Source organism: Cellulomonas sp. FA1 (assembly GCF_000986825.1).
GTDB lineage: Bacteria > Actinomycetota > Actinomycetes > Actinomycetales > Cellulomonadaceae > Cellulomonas > Cellulomonas iranensis.
The window spans coordinates 213533-230646 of the sequence record NZ_LBMY01000001.1; the positions used below are offsets into that span (position 1 = coordinate 213533).

Below are 17114 nucleotides of genomic sequence, written 5' to 3' on the forward strand. Positions count from 1 at the left end.
TCGACGAGGCACCGGCACCACCCCCGCCGGTCGCGCACCCGCCGACGCACGCCCGCACCGCCGAAGGAGCACCCCGTGAACGCCCCCGCGTCGCCCACCTTCCACGTCTACGACACGACGCTGCGCGACGGTGCGCAGCAGGAGGGCATCAACCTGTCGGTCGCCGACAAGCTCGCGATCGCCCCGCTGCTGGACGAGCTGGGCGTCGGGTTCATCGAGGGCGGCTGGCCGGGCGCGGTGCCGAAGGACACCGAGTTCTTCAAGCGCGCCGCCAAGGAGCTCGACCTGCGGCACGCGGAGCTCGCGGCGTTCGGCGCGACCCGCAAGGCGGGCGTGCGCGCGGTCGACGACCCGCAGGTGCGGGCGCTGCTCGACTCCGAGGCCCCGGTCGTCACGCTCGTCGCGAAGTCCGACGTGCGGCACGTCGAGCGCGCGCTGCGCACGACCCCCGACGAGGGTCTCGCGATGATCGCGGACACGGTCGCGTTCCTCGTGCGCGAGGGGCGGCGCGTGTTCGTCGACGCCGAGCACTTCTTCGACGGCTACCGGTACGACGCCGACTTCGCGGTGCGTGCGACGCGGGCGGCGTTCGAGGCCGGTGCCGAGGTCGTCGCGCTGTGCGACACCAACGGCGGGATGCTGCCCGACCAGGTGCGCGAGGTCGTCGCCGCCGTGCGGGCCGCCGTCGGCCCCGACGCGGTGCTGGGCATGCACGCGCACAACGACTCGGGCTGCGCGGTCGCCAACACGCTCGCGGCCGTGGACGCGGGCTGCGCGCACGTGCAGGGCACCGTCAACGGCTACGGCGAGCGCACGGGCAACGCCGACCTGCTGTCGGTCGTCGCGAACCTCGAGCTCAAGCTCGGACGCCGCGTGCTCGCGCGCACCGACGACTCGCCCGGCGGTCTGCCCGAGCTCACGCGCATCGCGCACGCCATCAGCGAGCTCACCAACATCTCGCCGTTCGCGCGTCAGCCCTACGTGGGCGCCAGCGCGTTCGCGCACAAGGCCGGGCTGCACGCGTCGGCGATCAAGGTCGACCCCGACCTCTACCAGCACACCGACCCCGCGCTGGTCGGCAACGACATGCGCATGCTCGTGTCCGACATGGCGGGCCGCGCGTCGATCGAGCTCAAGGGGCGCCAGCTCGGCATCGACCTGGCCGAGCAGCCCGCGGTCCTCTCGCGCGTCACCGACCGCGTGAAGGACGCCGAGGCGCACGGCTACACGTTCGAGGCCGCCGACGCGTCGTTCGAGCTGCTGCTCGTGGAGGAGCTCGAGGGCGCGCGCCCGGGGTACTTCCGCGTCGAGTCGTGGCGCACGATCGTCGAGCGCAACGGCGGTCGCGGCACGCCCGCGACGGCCGAGGCGACCGTGAAGCTGCACGCGGGCGGCGAGCGGATCGTCAGCACCGGCGAGGGCAACGGTCCCGTCAACGCGCTGGACCACGCGCTGCGGCACGCGCTGCTGCGCGTCTACCCGGAGCTCGAGGGCTTCGAGCTCATCGACTTCAAGGTCCGCATCCTCGACCAGATGCAGGGCACCGACGCCGTCACGCGCGTGCTCATCGAGACGACGGACGGCGAGACGTCGTGGAGCACGGTCGGCGTGGGGCCCAACCTCATCGAGGCCTCGTGGGAGGCGCTCACCGACTCCGCGATCTGGGGTCTGCGCCACCGGGGCGTCCTGCCGCGCTGACGCCGCCGCGGGTGCGGGGTGCGCCCGCGGGTCGTCGCGCCGGGGACGGACGCACGCCCTAGCCTCGGGGGTGGCCCCCGCGGCCCGTAACGGAAGGAGCCCCCGTGTCCGGCTCGGCCCCGCCCCCGCCCTCCGGCGACGAGGCGAGGTGGCGCGCGGACGCGCGGCCGGGCGGCGGTGCCCGCCCGGGCCGCGGGTGGCGACGCGCGGGGTGGGTCGCGGTCGTGGTGCTCGTGCTCGTCGGCGTCGTCGTGCTGGCCACGCGTCCCTGGGCCGTGGACGCGACACCCGTCCCCACGGCGACGGTCGTCGCGGCGACGCCGTCCGCCACGGACGACGCGTCGCCGGACGCCCCGACGCCCGGCCCGACGTCGACGGCGGTGAGCCCGCCGGGCGCCGACGCGCGCTTCGACGCGACGACAGCCGCGTCGCTGCTCGTCACGCGCGCCGACCTCGAGCAGGCCGTCCCGGCCGCCGCCGCGGGTGTGGGGCGCGGTCTCGAGCCCGGCACCAGCACGTGGGGCCTGCCCGAGGGTGCGGTCGTCGAGCCGCCCGAGTGCCTGCCGGCCGTCACGGTCGTGACGTCGCCGCCGGTGCACCACGACGCGCAGTCGTGGGGCAACGACGAGATGACGTTCGAGCAGGACGTCGTCGTGCTCCCGGACGCGGCCGCGGCGAGCGACGCGTTCCGCGCGCTGGTCACGACCGTCGACGCGTGCGCCCGGTACACGCGGGTGGTGCCCGGCGCGGCCGGCACGACCTGGACGGCCGAGCCCGCGCTCGAGGGGCAGGGCGTGTTCCCGGCGATCGTGCAGGACGTCACGGCCGTGACCGAGGGGGTCGCGGTGCCGCAGGTCACGGGCCACGTGCTGGTCGGCAACGCCGTGGTCACCTGGACGGCGAGCGCCCCGACCGCCGCCGACGCGCAGGCCGCCCACGCCGTGCTGGGCTCGTCCGCGGAGCTGAGCGCGGTCGTCGAGTCGCGCGCGCTCGCGGCGGTCCGTGCGCTGACCTGAGCAGGGCCGCGGCGCGCCTAGGGTGGGGGTGTGCACGGTGAGTACAAGGTGCCCGACGGCAAGCTCGTGGTGATCGACCTCGAGGTCGACGACGACGGCCGGCTGCGGGACGTCGTCCTGTCCGGAGACTTCTTCCTCGAGCCCGACGACGCGCTCGGCGTGCTCGCCGGCGCCCTCGTGGGCGTGCCGCGCGACGCGCACGTCGCGCAGCTCGTCCAGGTGCTCGACGACGCGCTGCGCCTCGCGCAGGAGCAGGGCCGGATCGTGGCGCCGGTCGCGATGGTCGGGTTCGACACGCGCGCGGTCGCGGTCGCGGTGCGTCGCGCGCTCGGGTTGTCGACCGCGTGGTCGGACCACGAGTTCGCGGTGCTGCACCCGGGGCCGATGCCGCCGGCGGTGCACGCGGCCCTCGACCAGGTGCTCACCGAGGAGCTCGACGCGGGGCGTCGCGGACCCACGCTGCGCTTCTGGGAGTGGGAGGACCCGGCGGTCGTCATCGGCTCGTTCCAGTCGCTGCGCAACGAGGTCGACCTCGACGCGGCGCGGGACCTGGGCGTGACGGTCGTGCGCCGCGTCTCGGGCGGCGGCGCGATGTTCATGGAGGCCGGCAACTGCATCACGTTCTCGCTGGTGGTGCCGGGCTCGCTGGTCGACGGCATGTCGTTCGAGGACTCGTACGCGTTCCTCAACGCGTGGGTGCTGGGTGCGCTCGCCGACGTCGGCGTGCAGGCCACCACGGCGGGCCTCAACGACATCGCGTCACCCGCGGGGAAGATCGCCGGGTCGGCGCAGAAGCGGCTCGCGGGCGGCGCCGTGCTGCACCACGTGACGATGGCGTACGACATCGACGCCGACAAGATGCTCCAGGTGCTGCGCATCGGGCGCGAGAAGCTGTCCGACAAGGGCACGCGCTCGGCGAACAAGCGGGTCGACCCGGTGCGCTCGCAGACCCGGCTGCCGCGCGAGCAGGTCATCGACGCGTTCGTCGCGCACTTCCGCGGCCGGTACCGCACGGTCGACGACGAGCTGCGTCCCGCCGAGATCGAGCGCGCGCTGCACCTCGTCGAGACGAAGTTCTCCGACCCGGCGTGGACCGCGCGCGTGCCCTGACCCGACCCGCCGGATGCTGCGCGCCCCGGCGCGGGTCCGGGTGCACGGCTCAGACCGCGCCGTCGAGAACGACGGCCAGGGCGGCGAGGCCGAGCAGCAGGAGCGCCGCGGCGCATGCCGTGACGAGACGGCCACCCGGGGCGCGGTCCGTCGCGTCCGACGCGGACGCAGCAGGTCGTGTCGCGGGGCGGCGGGGTCCGCCCGTGCGCCGGCGCCGGGCCGCGACCAGCACGACGACCGCCAAGGTGGTGCCCGCCACCGCGACCCCCCACGCCGCCACGCCCCAGACCTCTGACAGCAGTCGCCCGGCCGCGACCGACCCCGCCACGAGCCCGAGCGCGGTGCGGCGCCAGGCCAGCGAGGTCCGCTCGGGCGCGAGCGTCGGCCGGCCCGGGCCGGTCATGCCAGCAGCAGCCCGAGCAGCACGAGCAGCCCGGCCACGCCCATGCCCGCCACGAGCACGCCGAACCCCAGCGGGGCGGGCAGCGGGTCGCCGCGCCGCATCGCCCGCTCGGCGCGGGCCCAGCCCCACCAGGCGAGGGTCGGCGCGATCGTCCCGAGCGCGACGAGCAGCACCGACGCCGTCAGTCGCGGGCCGGGCGCGATCGGCAGGTCGAGCGCCTCGAGCGCGACGCCACCGGCGAGCAGCGCGAGCCCGGTGCGCGCCCACGCGAGGAACGTGCGCTCGTTGGCGAGCGAGAAGCGCGCGTCGGGCTCGATGCCGACGCGGTAGACCCACCGCGGGAAGCGGCGGTCGGGAGCGGGGGACATGCCCCCATCCTCGCAACGCGCGCGGCCGCGGCGCGTCACGGGGTCCGGCGCGTCCCGAACACGGCGGTCCCGACCCGCACGACCGTCGCGCCCTCGGCGACGGCGGCCTCGAGGTCGCCGCTCATGCCCATCGACAGCCCGTGCGCGTCGGCGGTCCCGGGCGCACCCGACGCGACCACGGCGTCGCGGACCGCGCGCAGCCGCGCGTAGCCGGCGCGGACCACGCGCTCGTCGTCGCTGCGCGCACCGACCGTCATGACGCCGGCGAGCCGCAGCCCCGGCAGCGCGGCGACGCGCACCGCGAGGTCGGGCGCCTCGGCGGGGGAGGTGCCGTGCTTGGTGGGCTCGCCCGAGACGTTGACCTGCACCCACACGTCGAGCGGTGCCGCGCGGTCCTGCACGCGCTGCGACAGCCGGAGCGCGAGCGCGTCGTCGGCGAGGGACTGCACCGCGGCGGCCCAGCGCAGCGCCGCGTTGACCTTGTTGGACTGCAGCGGTCCGATCACGTGCCAGGTCGGGGCGAGGTCGGTGAGGTGCGGCGCGGTCGCGACGAGCTCCTGCACGCGGTTCTCGCCGAGCAGCACCGGGGCCGTGCCCGACCCGGCCGCGCGGGCCGCGGCGTCGGCGAGCAGGGCGGCGCGCACCGCCGGCGCGTCCATGGTCTTCGCTGCGAGCAGCACGCGGACCTCGTGCGGGTCGCGCCCGGCGGCCGAGCACGCCGACCGCACCCGCTCGTGCACGCGAGCGAGGCGCGCCGCGACGTCCTGGACCTCCACGACGCCCGACCGTACCCGTCGGGCGCGGCCGGGTCGGCACGGCTCCGCCCGGTGGACGCCGGTGCCCGGGGTCGAGTCCCTCCAGGCGCCGCCGTGTGGCGTCGGCCTCCACCCCGCACCATGCTGGCGGGGTGGAGGCGTGCACGGGCCGGCTGCTGGTCGCGACGCCGGGACTGCGGGACGGCAGCTTCCGGCGCAGCGTCGTGCTCGTCCTCGAGCACACCGCGGACGGTGCGCTCGGGGTCGTGCTCGACCGGCCGCTCGAGGTGGACGCGTCGGCCGTGCTGCCGCGCTGGCAGCCCCACCTGAGCGCACCGGGCCGCCTGTTCAACGGCGGCCCGGTCGCGCGGGACTCGGTGCTCGCGCTCGCCGACGTCGACCGCGACGACGTGCCGCCGGGCGTGCAGGCGCTCGAGACGCGGCTGGGGGTCGTCGACCTCGACGCACCGCCCGAGCTCGTGGCGGGCGGCGTCCGGGGTCTGCGGCTGTTCGTGGGCTACGCGGGGTGGGCCGCCGGGCAGCTCGACGCCGAGGTCGAGGCGGGCGGCTGGTTCGTCGTCGACCACGAACCCGGTGACGCGTTCAGCGCCGACCCGCGCGGGCTGTGGCGCCGCGTGCTGCGGCGCCAGCCCGGCGACCTCGCGTTCCTGTCGACGGCGCCGGACGACGTGTCGATGAACTGAGGCCGCCGGGCGGGCGTCACGCGGCGTCGGCCGCGGCCAGTAGGTCGTCCAGCAGGTGCGCCATGTTCCGTGACAGGCGCGCGTGGTGGTCGGTCACGTACAGCACGTCGTCGGCGGTGGAGGCCCGCAGCCCGAGGACGTGCTCGGCGAGCCACTCCCACGCGACGCAGAGCTCGCCGTCGCGCTGCACGGCCTCGGCGAGCATCGACCGGACGCGCCCGTCGACGAGCGCGCCCACCGAGCCGCGCGCGAGCTCGACGACGCGGCCGTCGGGGAGCGTGAGCGTCGCGGTCGCGCCGTCGGTCGTGAGCCGGGCGCCGTGGACGTCGGCGACGAACGACAGCGGCACGTACACGTACCGGCCGCGGACCTGCGCGTCGCCGTCGAGCCCGTGGTACTTCAGCTTCTCGTGCACGAACGCCGGCGTCGACAGCGGCACCGTGCGCCCGTGCAGCCACGCGTGCCCGCGGCCCGCGGCCACCGCGACGCCGAACGCGTCGCCCGTGCGCGGCAGCTGGGGCGTCGTGCGCGTGATCGTCCCGTCCGGCTCGCGGCGCACGCCCGAGAACAGGTGGGACCACACCAGCTCGGCGTCGTCGAACGTCTGCCCGTGGTCGCGGTTGTGGACGTCGCGGAACACGACGTCGGCGTGCGCGCCGCTGTAGAACGCGAGGTTGTCCTCGCCGACGACCGACACCTGCGGCGGCGTCGTGACGCCGTTGACGCGCAGCCAGTACTCCCGGTTGAGCCGCAGCACCTCGCGCGGCGACGCGCCGTAGTGCGGGGGCACGGCGTCGCGCTCGAGACGCGTCTGCCAGATCGCGAGCGGCCCGGCACGGTTGACGACCGCGCCGTCGGCGTCGAACAGCAGGCGCGGGTCGCTGGGGCCCCCGGAGCCCGCGGCGCCCGCCAGCACGTCGCCGAAGTACCGCGCGAACTGGCCGGTCATCACGTTCCCCATCGACATGCCCTGCATGTAGACCCGGCCCGGGTCGATGGCGTGCTCGGCGACGGTCCGCTCGACGAGCGCCCGCACGAACGCGAGGTCGTGGTTCTCGTCGGGGCTCGCGGCGGGCGGGTTGAGGTACACGCCGCTCGGGTTCGGGGTGGTCGCGGCGGCGACGTCGTCCCCGCCGACCTCGATGAGCCAGAACCGCCGACGGCTGGCGTCGGGGAACACGACGACGAACCCCTCGCGCTCGGCCAGGAGGGTCCACGACGTGTAGACGGCCTGGCCCCAGCCGGTCATGAGCCCGCCGTGCATCGAGACGACCAGGGCGGTGGGGGTGCTCGGGTCGTAGCTCGACGGCACGTACGTGTACCAGGTGTCCTCGACGCCGTCGACGAGCACGCCGCGGTGCTCGCGCAGGCGCTCGGGGTACGGCTGGGAGTTGTTGCCGTTCTCGTTGACGACGACGTCCGAGCCCTTGAGGTGCTCGGGCAGGTAGTCCCGGTTGTCGTCGTCGGGGACGCCGGGGCGCAGGACGATGTGCGACATCGCGTTGCTGTCCAATCTGGGCGGTCAGCCCTTGACCGCGCCGAGCATGATGCCCTTCGCGAAGTACTTCTGGAGCATCGGGTAGATGACGAGCAGGGGCAGCAGCGCGACGAACGCGACGGCCATCCGGATCGAGACCTGCGGCAGCTGCGCGGTCGACCCGGTGGAGCCCGCGCTGTTGCTCGACACGGCCTGGACGTCCTGGATGATCTTGTTGAGGTACGTCTGGATGCTGAACAGGTTGGAGTCGTTGACGTAGTACAGGCCGTTCATCCAGTCGTTCCAGTACATGAGGCCGATGAACAGCCCGATCGTCACCATGATCGGCTTGCCGAGCGGCAGGACGATCTTCAGGTAGGTGCGCACGTAGCCGGCGCCGTCCATCTTCGCGGCCTCGTAGACCTCGCGCGGGATGTTCACCTCGTAGAACGTGCGCATGAGGATGACGTTGAACGCGTTCACGAGCAGCGTGGGCACGATGTAGGCCAGGAGCGTGTTCCGCACGCCGAGCTCCGACCACATGATGTACGCGGGCACCAGGCCGCCGTTGAACAGCAGCGTGAAGAACACGAGGAAGCCGATCACGCGCCGGCCCGGCAGCTCCGGGAGCGACAGCGCGTACGCGAGCGTCGACGTGAGGAACAGGCCCAGCGCGGTGCCGACGGCGGTCACGAGGATCGTGATCCCGTACGCGCGCAGGATGGTCGACGCGTTCTGGAACAGGTAGACGTACGCGTCGAGGCTGAGCTCGCGCGGGAAGAACGAGTACCCGTCGGCGACCAGGGTCGCGTCGGCCGTGATCGAGGACATGAACAGCAGGACGACGGGCAGCACCATCGAGGCCGTGACCAGCGCCAGGACCACGTGCACGACGACCGTGTAGACGCTCGCGCGGGGTTTCATCGTGGACACCTCTCAGAAGATCGCGCTCTTGGCGTGGTACCGGCGCACGAGGCCGTTGACGGCCAGCACCAGCACGAAGCCCACGACGGACTGGAAGAACCCGGCGGCGGACGAGTTGCCGATGCCGCCGGCGGACGTGAGCGCGCGGTACACGTACGTGTCGATGGTGGTCGTCACGTCGTAGATCGCGCCCGAGTTCATGGGCACCTGGTAGAAGAGCCCGAAGTCCGAGTAGAAGATGCGCCCGATCGCGAGCAGGAACAGCACGATCACGGTGGGCACGAGGTTGGGCAGCGTGACGTTGCGGATCCGCTGCCAGCGGTTCGCGCCGTCCACCCACGCGGCCTCGTGCAGCGCGGGGTCGATCCCGACGATCGCGGCGAGGTACAGCAGGGTCGAGTAGCCGACCATCTTCCACAGGTTGACCAGCACGAGGATGCCGGGCCACCACTTGCTCTCGCTGTACCAGGTGACGGGGTCGTCGGCGAACAGCGTGCTGTTGAGCATGCCGTTCTCGTGGCTGAGGAAGGCGAACACGATGTAGCTGATGACGACCATCGAGAGCATGAACGGCAGCAGCACCGAGCCCTGGTACAGCTTCTTGAGCCGCGTGCTGAGCACGTCGTTGATCATGATCGCGAGGACGATCGCCACGACGTTCGTGACGACGATGAACGCGACGTTGTACAGCAGCGTGTTGCGGATGATCTCGGCGGCCTGGCCGCTGCCGAACAGGTAGCGGAAGTTGTCGAACCCGACCCACGGGCTGCCGAACAGCCCGTCGCGGACGTTGAACTTCTTGAACGCCACGACGATGCCGGCCATCGGCACGTAGTTGTTCACCAGCAGGTAGGCGAGCGCGGGGAGGATCAGCAGGTAGAGCGGCAGGTAGGCCCGCAGGCGGCCGCGGGCGCGGGTCCGCCGCCGGTGCCCGGCGGCGGGGCGGTGCCCGCGCGCCGGGGCCCGGGGTCGCCGGGGCGCCGCCGCCGTGGTCGGCAGCGCCCCCGTCGTCTCAGTCGCGTGCGTCATCGTCGTGCGCTCACCGCTGCGCGAGCCACGCGTCGAGCTGACGCTGCTTCTCGGCGATGACGTCCTCGATGCCGGCGCCCTCGAGCGCGGCGTTGAACTCCGCGAGGCCGGTCGCCGGGTCGAGCACGCCGAACGACACCTGCTTCTTGTACTGCTCGACGATCGTGTTGAGCTGCGCGACCTGGTTCGAGACGGGCGTCGGGTCGAAGAAGAACCCGTAGCCCTTCGACACGAGCGCCTCGTCGGCCTGCGCCGCGTAGAGGTCCTTGAGGTCGGCGGGGTTGCCGGCCCACACGTGCCCGGCGAACTGGTTGGGGAGCAGGAACCCGGCGTCGTTGTGGTAGGCGACCGAGGTGAGGTCCTTGCCCTGCGGGTAGTCGGCCGTGCCGTCGGCCGCCTCGACCCAGTCGTCGCCCTCGACGCCCCAGTTGAGCAGGTCGTTGAACTCGCCGCTGGTGTACGCCCAGTTGAGGAACTCGAACGCCTTCTCGGGGTCCTTCGACGCGCTCGCGACGCTCAGCAGCGCACCGGCCGACGCGGACGTGGACTTGACGCCCTGCGAGATCGGGATGATCTCGACCTCGTAACCGGTCTGCGAGAGCTTCTCGACCGCCGTGTTGGGCTTGTAGCTCTTGATGAAGGAGAACGTGTTGCCGGCCTTCATCTTCACCTCGCCCTCGTCCTGGTTCACGGCGACGTCGCGCGACGTGTAGCCGGCCTGGTACCACCCGCGGTTGATCTCCGCGAACTCGCGGTACTGGTCGGACGCGTACCAGTTCGTCACGGTGGTGGTCTGCCCGTAGTCCTCGAGCACGCCGAGGATGTCGCCGAGCGGGTCGATGTAGGAGAACGTCTGGATGCCCATCGTGAAGGTGCCGTCGAACGGCACCATGTCGGGGTGGGCGGCCTTGACGTCCGCGAAGAGCTGCGTGATCTGGTCGAACGACGCGTAGTCGTCGGTGCTGACGTCGAAGTCGTCGACCGAGTAGCCGAGCTCGTCGAACACGTCCTTGCGGACGATGAGGCCGGCGGGGCTCGTGCTCTCCTTCATGGTCGGGAACCCGACCTGGAACCCGTCGATCGTCGCGGCGTCCGCGTCGTCGCCGAACAGCTCGTGGATGTCGGGCGTGAGCTCGGCGTAGTCGGCCGCGTTCTCGAGGTAGCCGGCGTCGACGAACGTGCCGAAGTCCTGCGAGAAGACGTAGACGACGTCGAGCGGGTCGGAGCCCGACGCGAGCATGAGCGGGAGCTTGGCGAAGTAGTCCGCGAACGTGACCGGCACGAGGTTCACCGTCATGTTCAGCTCACGCGTCGTGAGCTCGTTCACGGCGTCCTTGAGCGCCTGGGTCGGCTCGCCGCCGACGGTCATGTAGGCGAAGTTCACCTCGTACGGCGTGTCGTCGCCGGCGTCGCCGGTGCCGCAGCCCGCGAGCACCAGCGGCACCGCCAGCAGCGGGGCCAGGAGCCGCCTCGTCGTGCGCGTCATGGGTTCCTCATCTCCGAAGGGTCGACCACCGCGCGTCGCTGCGGGTGGGGAGGGGCGGCCGCGGGGGAGGCGGCCGTGGTCGTCAGAAGGGGTTGGTCTCGGCGTCGGGGAGGCCGAAGAACTCGAAGGCGCGCCTGATCGCGAGGTCCCAGAACGGCCACTCGTGGGCGTACCCGTCCTCGACCCAGAACTCGGCGTCGAGGCCGATGCGCGCGGCGTGGTCGCGGAACGCCAGCAGGTTGTCGTGGATGAGCGCGTCGTCGGCGCCGCACGCGAACAGCATCCGCGGCAGCGACGTGCCGGCGGCGACCTGCTCGTCGATGACGCGCCAGACGTTCTCGTCGGACGCGAGGAACGCGTCGAGGCCGCCCGCGTTGTCGACCATGCCGCGCAGCCGCTGGGTCATGGGGTCGGTCGACGCGGTCACCTGCTCGTGCGTGAGGCCGGAGAGGTCGACCGGTGCGGCGGACAGCACGGCGGCGGCCGCGAACAGGTCGGGGTGGCTCGCCGCGAGCTTGACGGTGCCGCGCCCGCCCATCGACAGGCCGGCGACGAAGTTGTCCTCGCGGCGCGGGGAGACGGGCAGCCAGTGGTGCACGAGCGGCATGAGCTCGTGCACGAGGTGGTCGTGCATGTCGTAGCCCAGCGAGAACCCGCTCCAGTTGGCGTAGTTGCTGTTGAGGGCGCTGGGCATGACGAGCACGACGCCCTTGGCGGCCGCGTAGCGCTCGACGTTGGTCTTGCGCACCCAGTCGGTGTGGTCGCCGAACGTGCCGTGCAGCAGCCAGACCACCTTGAGGTCCTGCTGCGCGGCGTAGAAGGCGGCCGGGTCCAGGTGACGCGGCATGTCCGGCAGGACCACGCTCACGGTCTGGTTCGACCGCAGGTAGCGGCTCTCGAACGTCAGCGTCATCAAGGCCATCGTGACTCCCTCGTCCCGCTCGGCTGCGGTTTGCTGTCGCAACATAGGCAGCGTGCTGAAGAAGTGTCAATACCGCTGATGTCACGGCTGGATCACGCGCCGGAAGATCACCCGAGATGTCGTGTTCCCGCTGGCGCGGGAGCGTTCTCACCTGCGCAAACGCTCACATGAGCGCGCGATCTGCGGCGCGAGTCGGGATTGTCGGACGTGCTAAAAGTTCAGCAATGCGGACTTCCGAAACCGTGGCCAGGCTGCTAACGTCCAGGCATCGCCAACGCCGGCGCAGGTCGGCGCACCGACCGCTCACCCAGGGGGTAGGACCGCGTGGAACGCACCCGGAAGGTCACCATCAAGGACGTCGCCCGCCACGCGGGCCTGTCGTCCACCACGGTCTCGGTGATCCTCAACGGGCGCGCCGACGAGTTCCGCATCGCGCAGCCCACGCGCGACGTCGTGCTCGCCGCCGCCGCCGAGCTCGGCTACCGCACGCCCCGGTCCACGCGGCCGCGCAAGGTCGAGACCCCCACCGGGCTCTGGACGATCCTCGCGCCCTACGACTTCGACGCGGGGCCCACGGTCGGCTTCTTCAACGGCGTGCGCGCGTACACCCGCGAGCACCGGCTCGACGTCGAGACCGTGCTGCTGCCGTTCGAGCGCGGCCGGCTGCGCGACAAGGCGCGCTGGCTCACGCCCGGCTTCACGTCCGGCGTGATCCTCGTGGGCCTCGACGACGACGACGTCGCGTACGTCGAGGGCGCCGACCTCGACGTGCCCGTCGTGCTGTTCAACCGCGTCGCCAAGCGCAGCTCGGCCGTGAGCATCGACGACTACGGCACGGGCCACCGCGCCGCCGAGCACGTCCTGGCGCGCGGGCGCACGAACGCCGCCGTCATCGCGCCCGAGTACGCGAGCCGCCACCTCAGCGTCCGCGCCGTCGGGTTCGCCGACGGGCTCCGCGAGCGGCTCGGCGCCGCCGCCGCCGAGGCCATGCCGCAGGTGCGCGCCGAGATCTCGTTCGCGGGCGGTCACACCGCCGTGCGCGCGCTGCTCGAGCGCGGCCCCGCGCCCGACGCGCTGTTCGTCCTGCACGACGGCATGGTCGGCGGCGTCCTGCGCTGCCTCGACGAGCACGGGCTCGCCGTCCCCGCCGACGTCGACGTCGTGTCCTACGGCGACAGCGCGATCAACACGATCCTGCGCCCCAGCGTCACGAGCTTCGCCGTGCCCGTCGAGGCCATGAGCTACGAGTGCGCGCGCCGCCTGCACCAGGCGGGCCTGCACCCCGGTGCGACCGACAGCGTCGGGCGCGTCTTCGACGCCGAGCTCGTGCTGCGCGAGAGCTCGCCCGCGGTGACGAGGTGACCGCGTGACGGCGTCCGCCCCCACCACGGACGTGGCCGACCGCTCCATCTGGACCCGCGGGTTCGTCTACGTCTTCGCGATCAACCTGGTCATCAACCTCGCGCAGTTCATGATGAACACGCTCGTGCCCAAGCTCGCGGTCGAGCTCGGCGCGTCGGCCGTCGTCGTCGGCGTCGTCGCGGGCATGTTCGCCGTGACCGCGCTGAGCGTGCGCCCGGTCGTCGGCCCCGCGACCGTGCGGCTGCGCCGCAACCACCTGCTCGCCGGCACCTCCGCGGTCATCATGCTCGCGTTCGTCGTCTACAGCGTCGCGGACTCGGTCCCGGTGATGATGGCCGGCCGGCTGCTGCACGGCGCGGGCATGGGCTTCCTCGCCCCCGTCATGCTCGCGCTCGCGAGCGACAACCTCCCCGAGCGGCGCATGGCGTCGGGCATCGGGATCTTCTCGCTCGGCCAGGCCGTCGCGACCGCGATCGGCCCGTCGGTCGGGCTCGCGCTGCAGCCGCTCGTCGGGTACCGCTGGACGTTCCTCGCAGGCGCCGTCGTGCTCGCGCTCGCGTCGCTGCTCGCGCTGCGGGTGCCGAGCGACCCGCCCGCCCCGCCGACCGGGCGGCTGTTCTCGTGGCGCGCGTTCGTCGCGTCCGAGGCCGCGGTCCCCGCGGTCGTGCTGTTCTTCCTCGCCGGGGCCTACGCGGGCGTCACGTCGTTCGTCGTGCTGTACGGCGAGGCCCTCGGCGTGCGGGACATCGGCCTGTTCTTCACCGCCTACGCGCTGTGCGTCCTGGTGTCGCGGCCCGTCGCGGGCCGGATCGCCGACCGCTACGGGCTGACCACCGTGATCCTGCCCGGCATGGCGGTGTTCGCGGCGTCGTTCGTGCTGCTGGCGCACGCGCGCACGCTCGGGGCCTTCCTCGTCGCCGGCGCCGTCTCGGCGTTCGGGTACGGCGTCTGCCAGCCCGCGATCCAGACGATGTCGCTGATGTCCGTCGACAAGGCGCGTCGCGGCGTCGCGGGCAACACCAGCTACATCGGCGTCGACCTCGGCTACCTGGTGATGCCGGTCGTCGCCGGCGCGGTCGTGTCGGCCGCCGGCCGGCACGGCGCCGACGTCGCGCAGAGCTACTCGACCATGTTCCTCACGCTCGTCGTGCCCGTCGTGCTGGGGATGGTCGTGTTCCTCGTGCGCGGGCGGCGGCGCGCGACCCGCGTCCACGAGGTGAGCACCGATGCCTGAGCCGACCGCCGTCACGGCGCTGACGCGCGTGGGACGCCGCGGCTGGGAGCTGCACGCGCTCGGCGCACCGGCCGCGACCTGGGGCGACGACGCCGTGCTCGTCACCGGCGGCGACGCCGCCGTGCGCGTGCCGCTGCGCGCGGACCCCGCGCAGGGGCCCGCCGTCCACCACCTCGAGCGGCCCGTGCCCCACCCGACGGCGTTCGAGGTGCACGACGCGACCGGCCGCGTGCTGCTGCGCGACACCGACGTCGCGCTGGTCCGCACCGCGGGGGCCGACGCGTTCGCGGCCGAGCAGCACGGCCCCGTGCGGCTGCGGCTGCGCGCGGCCGCCGCTCCCGGCCCGCGCCCGCTGCTGCTCTTCCTGCACGGGGGAGCGGAGGCCGGTGACGACAACCACGCGCAGCTGGTCGGCACGTTCGGCCCCGTCCACCTCGCGCAGCGGTATCCCGACGTGCACGTCCTCGCGCCGCAGGCCCCGCGCCCGCCGGTGGCCCGCCGCCGCACCGGCCGTTCGCCGAGAGCGACCTCGACCCCACCTCCGGGTGGCACCGGGCCTACCTGGCCGCCGTGTGCGACGTCGTGCGCGGCATGGTCGCCGACGGCCGGGTCGACCCCGACCGCGTCTACCTCACGGGCGTGTCGATGGGTGGTGCGGGCGCGCTGCGCGCGCTGTCGGTGGCGCCGGACCTGTTCACCGCCGCCGCGCCCGTGTGTCCGACCATGACGCCCGAGACCTTCGGGATCCTGCGCGGCCTCGACCGCACGCGGCTGTGGCTGTCCACCGCCTACGTCGACCACACGCCCTACCGGCACAAGTACCTCGTCGACGGCGTCCTGCACCTGCGCGACCGCGGCAACGCCGACGCGCACCTCACGCTCTTCTCGCCCGAGCAGCTCGCGCGGCACGGCGTCGCCGACCGCGACGACCTCCCGCTCGACGCGCTGCTGCGCGAGAACCACCTGTCCTGGGTCGCGACGTACGAGGACGAGGACGGCATCCTCTCCTGGCTCATGAGCCGGGTCGGGCGCCCCGCGACCCGCTGACGCGACCTGCCACCCCGACCACCCACGACGCGAAGGTGTGCCCATGAAGCCGATCACGAACCAGGCGATGCTCATCACGTACGCGGACAGCCTCGGCGGCGACCTGCGCACGCTCGACGCGGTGCTCGAGGAGCACCTGCCGGGGGCGTTCGGCGGCGTGCACGTGCTGCCGTTCTTCCCGTCGTCGGGCGACCGCGGGTTCGCGGTCGTCGAGTACGACCGCGTCGACCCGCGGTTCGGCGACTGGGACGACCTCGCGCACCTCGGCGAGCGGTACTACCTGATGGCCGACTTCATGATCAACCACGTGTCGATCCGCTCGGCCGAGTTCCGCGACTACATGGCGCGCGGCGACGCGTCGCCCTACCGCGGCATGTTCATCCACTGGGACGAGTTCTGGCCCGGCGGGGAGCCGACCGAGGCGCAGATGGACGCGCTGTACCGCCGCAAGGCGCAGGGCCCGTTCAAGGAGTTCACGCGCGACGACGGCGTCGTCGTGCGGATCTGGAACACGTTCTTCGAGGAGCAGGTCGACATCGACCCGTGGCACCCCGTGACGCAGGAGTACTTCGAGCGGAACCTCGGGCGCCTCGCGCAGGTCGTGCCGCTGATCCGGTTCGACGCGTTCGCGTACGCGTCGAAGCGGCCCGGCACGAGCTGCTTCTTCGTCGAGCCCGAGGTCTGGGACGTCCTCGAGATCGGCATGCGGCCGCTGCAGCGGCACGGTGCGCAGATGCTCCCCGAGATCCACGAGAACTACCGCGTGCAGATGAAGATGGCCGAGCGCGGGCACTGGGTCTACGACTTCGCGCTGCCGATGCTCGTGCTGCACGGGCTCTTCACGGGGCGGACGGACCGGCTGCGGCACTGGGTCGAGACGTGCCCGCGCAAGCAGTTCACGACGCTCGACACGCACGACGGCATCGGTGTCGTGGACGTGGTCGGCCTGCTCGACGACGACGAGATCGCGGTCGTCACGTCGCGCGTCAACGCGAAGATCGCCGACTCGCGGCAGTACGTGAAGGCCCCGCCCGGCATGATCAAGAAGGGCACCGAGGGCTCGCAGCAGTACCAGCTGATGTCGTCGTACTACTCGGCGCTCGACGAGGACGACGACGCGTACCTGCTCGCACGCGTGCTGCAGCTCTTCGTCCCGGGGATCCCGCAGGTCTACTACCAGGGCGCGCTGTTCGGCGAGAACGACGTCGACGCGCTCAAGGCGACCGGCGAGCCGCGGTCGGTGAACCGCCACGACTACACGGTCGAGGAGGTCGCGCGGCGCGTCACGCACCCCGGTGTCGCGCGCTTCCTCGACGCCCTGCGGTTCCGCAACGCGTTCCCGGCGTTCGACGGCGACGTGCGCGTGGCCGACGGCGACGGCACGCTCGCGATCACGTGGTCCGACGCGACGTCGAGCACGACGTTCCGCGCGCACCTGGCCAGCCGCGCCTGGAGCGTCACCGCGCGTCGCGGCGACGGCCCCGACGAGGTCGTGCTCGCGTCGTGACCCTCCGGGGGACCCCCGGGGACGACCCGGGGGTTCCCGGATGCCGGACCTGCGTCCCGCCGTGGCACGGTG

Annotated in this window: 16 protein-coding genes and 1 pseudogene; 9 read left to right on the plus strand and 8 right to left on the minus strand. The window is 72.8% G+C overall.

Going from position 1 to position 17114, the window contains the following annotated elements:
• Positions 1-75 precede the first annotated feature (75 nt).
• The 3 genes from cimA to GY42_RS00865 all read left to right on the plus strand — a co-directional run bounded on the left by cimA (position 76) and on the right by GY42_RS00865 (position 3824).
• Positions 76-1698 carry a citramalate synthase gene (gene cimA / locus GY42_RS00855; protein ID WP_046527876.1) on the plus strand — a complete coding sequence of 541 codons (1623 nt, stop codon included), beginning with the start codon at positions 76-78 and terminating at the stop codon, positions 1696-1698.
• Between the two features lie 104 nt (positions 1699-1802).
• Positions 1803-2714 (plus strand): sensor domain-containing protein, encoded by a 912-nt coding sequence (locus tag GY42_RS00860; RefSeq protein ID WP_046527877.1) that lies wholly within the window; start codon positions 1803-1805, stop codon positions 2712-2714.
• A gap of 30 nt (positions 2715-2744) precedes the next feature.
• Positions 2745-3824 (plus strand): lipoate--protein ligase family protein, encoded by a 1080-nt coding sequence (locus tag GY42_RS00865; RefSeq protein ID WP_046527878.1) that lies wholly within the window; start codon positions 2745-2747, stop codon positions 3822-3824.
• Positions 3825-3873: 49 nt separating this feature from the next.
• On the opposite strand, the gene GY42_RS00870 is transcribed toward GY42_RS00865, so the two are convergent.
• From GY42_RS00870 to GY42_RS00880, 3 genes are read right to left on the minus strand one after another with little or no spacing between them, the layout of a single operon-like run.
• Positions 3874-4227 (minus strand): DUF202 domain-containing protein, encoded by a 354-nt coding sequence (locus tag GY42_RS00870; protein WP_046527879.1) that lies wholly within the window; start codon positions 4225-4227, stop codon positions 3874-3876.
• The gene (locus tag GY42_RS00875; protein ID WP_046527880.1) at positions 4224-4595 is read right to left on the minus strand and encodes a YidH family protein; all 372 of its coding nucleotides are present in this window, start codon (positions 4593-4595) and stop codon (positions 4224-4226) included. Before GY42_RS00875 ends, GY42_RS00870 begins: the two co-directional genes overlap by 4 nt.
• A gap of 35 nt (positions 4596-4630) precedes the next feature.
• Positions 4631-5371, minus strand: a complete 741-nt coding sequence (locus GY42_RS00880) for a YggS family pyridoxal phosphate-dependent enzyme (protein WP_046527881.1) — start codon at positions 5369-5371, stop codon at positions 4631-4633.
• A 131-nt stretch (positions 5372-5502) separates the two neighbouring features.
• Between GY42_RS00880 and GY42_RS00885 the strand changes: the two genes are divergently transcribed.
• Positions 5503-6054 (plus strand): YqgE/AlgH family protein, encoded by a 552-nt coding sequence (locus GY42_RS00885; protein WP_046527882.1) that lies wholly within the window; start codon positions 5503-5505, stop codon positions 6052-6054.
• A gap of 16 nt (positions 6055-6070) precedes the next feature.
• Here GY42_RS00885 and GY42_RS00890 read toward each other — a convergent pair whose 3' ends face one another.
• From GY42_RS00890 to GY42_RS00910, 5 genes are all read right to left on the minus strand, one after another.
• Positions 6071-7552 carry a stalk domain-containing protein gene (locus GY42_RS00890; RefSeq protein WP_046527883.1) on the minus strand — a complete coding sequence of 494 codons (1482 nt, stop codon included), beginning with the start codon at positions 7550-7552 and terminating at the stop codon, positions 6071-6073.
• Positions 7553-7576: 24 nt separating this feature from the next.
• Positions 7577-8455 (minus strand): carbohydrate ABC transporter permease, encoded by an 879-nt coding sequence (locus GY42_RS00895; protein WP_046527884.1) that lies wholly within the window; start codon positions 8453-8455, stop codon positions 7577-7579.
• Positions 8456-8467: 12 nt separating this feature from the next.
• Positions 8468-9484: an ABC transporter permease gene (locus tag GY42_RS00900; RefSeq protein WP_082131299.1), complete on the minus strand. Its 1017-nt coding sequence runs from the start codon at positions 9482-9484 to the stop codon at positions 8468-8470.
• Positions 9485-9494: 10 nt separating this feature from the next.
• Positions 9495-10970: an ABC transporter substrate-binding protein gene (locus GY42_RS00905; RefSeq protein WP_046527885.1), complete on the minus strand. Its 1476-nt coding sequence runs from the start codon at positions 10968-10970 to the stop codon at positions 9495-9497.
• Positions 10971-11052: 82 nt separating this feature from the next.
• Complete coding sequence (locus GY42_RS00910) at positions 11053-11883, minus strand: alpha/beta hydrolase (protein ID WP_201775247.1); 831 nt, start codon at positions 11881-11883, stop codon at positions 11053-11055.
• Between the two features lie 333 nt (positions 11884-12216).
• Here GY42_RS00910 and GY42_RS00915 point away from each other — a divergent pair, with 333 nt between their 5' ends.
• The 5 genes and pseudogenes from GY42_RS00915 to gtfA all read left to right on the plus strand — a co-directional run bounded on the left by GY42_RS00915 (position 12217) and on the right by gtfA (position 17042).
• The gene (locus tag GY42_RS00915) at positions 12217-13254 is read left to right on the plus strand and encodes a LacI family DNA-binding transcriptional regulator (protein WP_046527887.1); all 1038 of its coding nucleotides are present in this window, start codon (positions 12217-12219) and stop codon (positions 13252-13254) included.
• Positions 13255-13258: 4 nt separating this feature from the next.
• Entirely contained in the window at positions 13259-14488 is a 1230-nt protein-coding gene (locus tag GY42_RS00920) for an MFS transporter (protein WP_052748148.1), read from the plus strand.
• A 591-nt stretch (positions 14489-15079) separates the two neighbouring features.
• Positions 15080-15205: pseudogene (locus GY42_RS20165) on the plus strand (prolyl oligopeptidase family serine peptidase); the annotation flags it as partial.
• Positions 15206-15211: 6 nt separating this feature from the next.
• Positions 15212-15535 carry a hypothetical protein gene (locus tag GY42_RS00930; protein ID WP_236686681.1) on the plus strand — a complete coding sequence of 108 codons (324 nt, stop codon included), beginning with the start codon at positions 15212-15214 and terminating at the stop codon, positions 15533-15535.
• 43 nt (positions 15536-15578) lie between these two features.
• Positions 15579-17042: a sucrose phosphorylase gene (gene gtfA / locus GY42_RS00935; RefSeq protein ID WP_046527890.1), complete on the plus strand. Its 1464-nt coding sequence runs from the start codon at positions 15579-15581 to the stop codon at positions 17040-17042.
• Positions 17043-17114 lie beyond the last annotated feature (72 nt).

Excerpts from the sequence above, each read along its gene's own strand:
- GY42_RS00870 (WP_046527879.1), bottom strand. The coding sequence starts at position 4,227 with ATGACCGGCCCGGGCCGGCCGACGCTCGCGCCCGAGCGGACCTCGCTG.
- GY42_RS00875 (WP_046527880.1), bottom strand. The coding sequence starts at position 4,595 with ATGTCCCCCGCTCCCGACCGCCGCTTCCCGCGGTGGGTCTACCGCGTC.
- GY42_RS00890 (WP_046527883.1), bottom strand. The coding sequence starts at position 7,552 with ATGTCGCACATCGTCCTGCGCCCCGGCGTCCCCGACGACGACAACCGG.
- GY42_RS00895 (WP_046527884.1), bottom strand. The coding sequence starts at position 8,455 with ATGAAACCCCGCGCGAGCGTCTACACGGTCGTCGTGCACGTGGTCCTG.
- GY42_RS00900 (WP_082131299.1), bottom strand. The coding sequence starts at position 9,484 with ATGACGCACGCGACTGAGACGACGGGGGCGCTGCCGACCACGGCGGCG.
- GY42_RS00905 (WP_046527885.1), bottom strand. The coding sequence starts at position 10,970 with ATGACGCGCACGACGAGGCGGCTCCTGGCCCCGCTGCTGGCGGTGCCG.
- GY42_RS00910 (WP_201775247.1), bottom strand. The coding sequence starts at position 11,883 with ATGACGCTGACGTTCGAGAGCCGCTACCTGCGGTCGAACCAGACCGTG.
- GY42_RS00930 (WP_236686681.1), top strand. The coding sequence starts at position 15,212 with ATGACGCCCGAGACCTTCGGGATCCTGCGCGGCCTCGACCGCACGCGG.
- gtfA (WP_046527890.1), top strand. The coding sequence starts at position 15,579 with ATGAAGCCGATCACGAACCAGGCGATGCTCATCACGTACGCGGACAGC.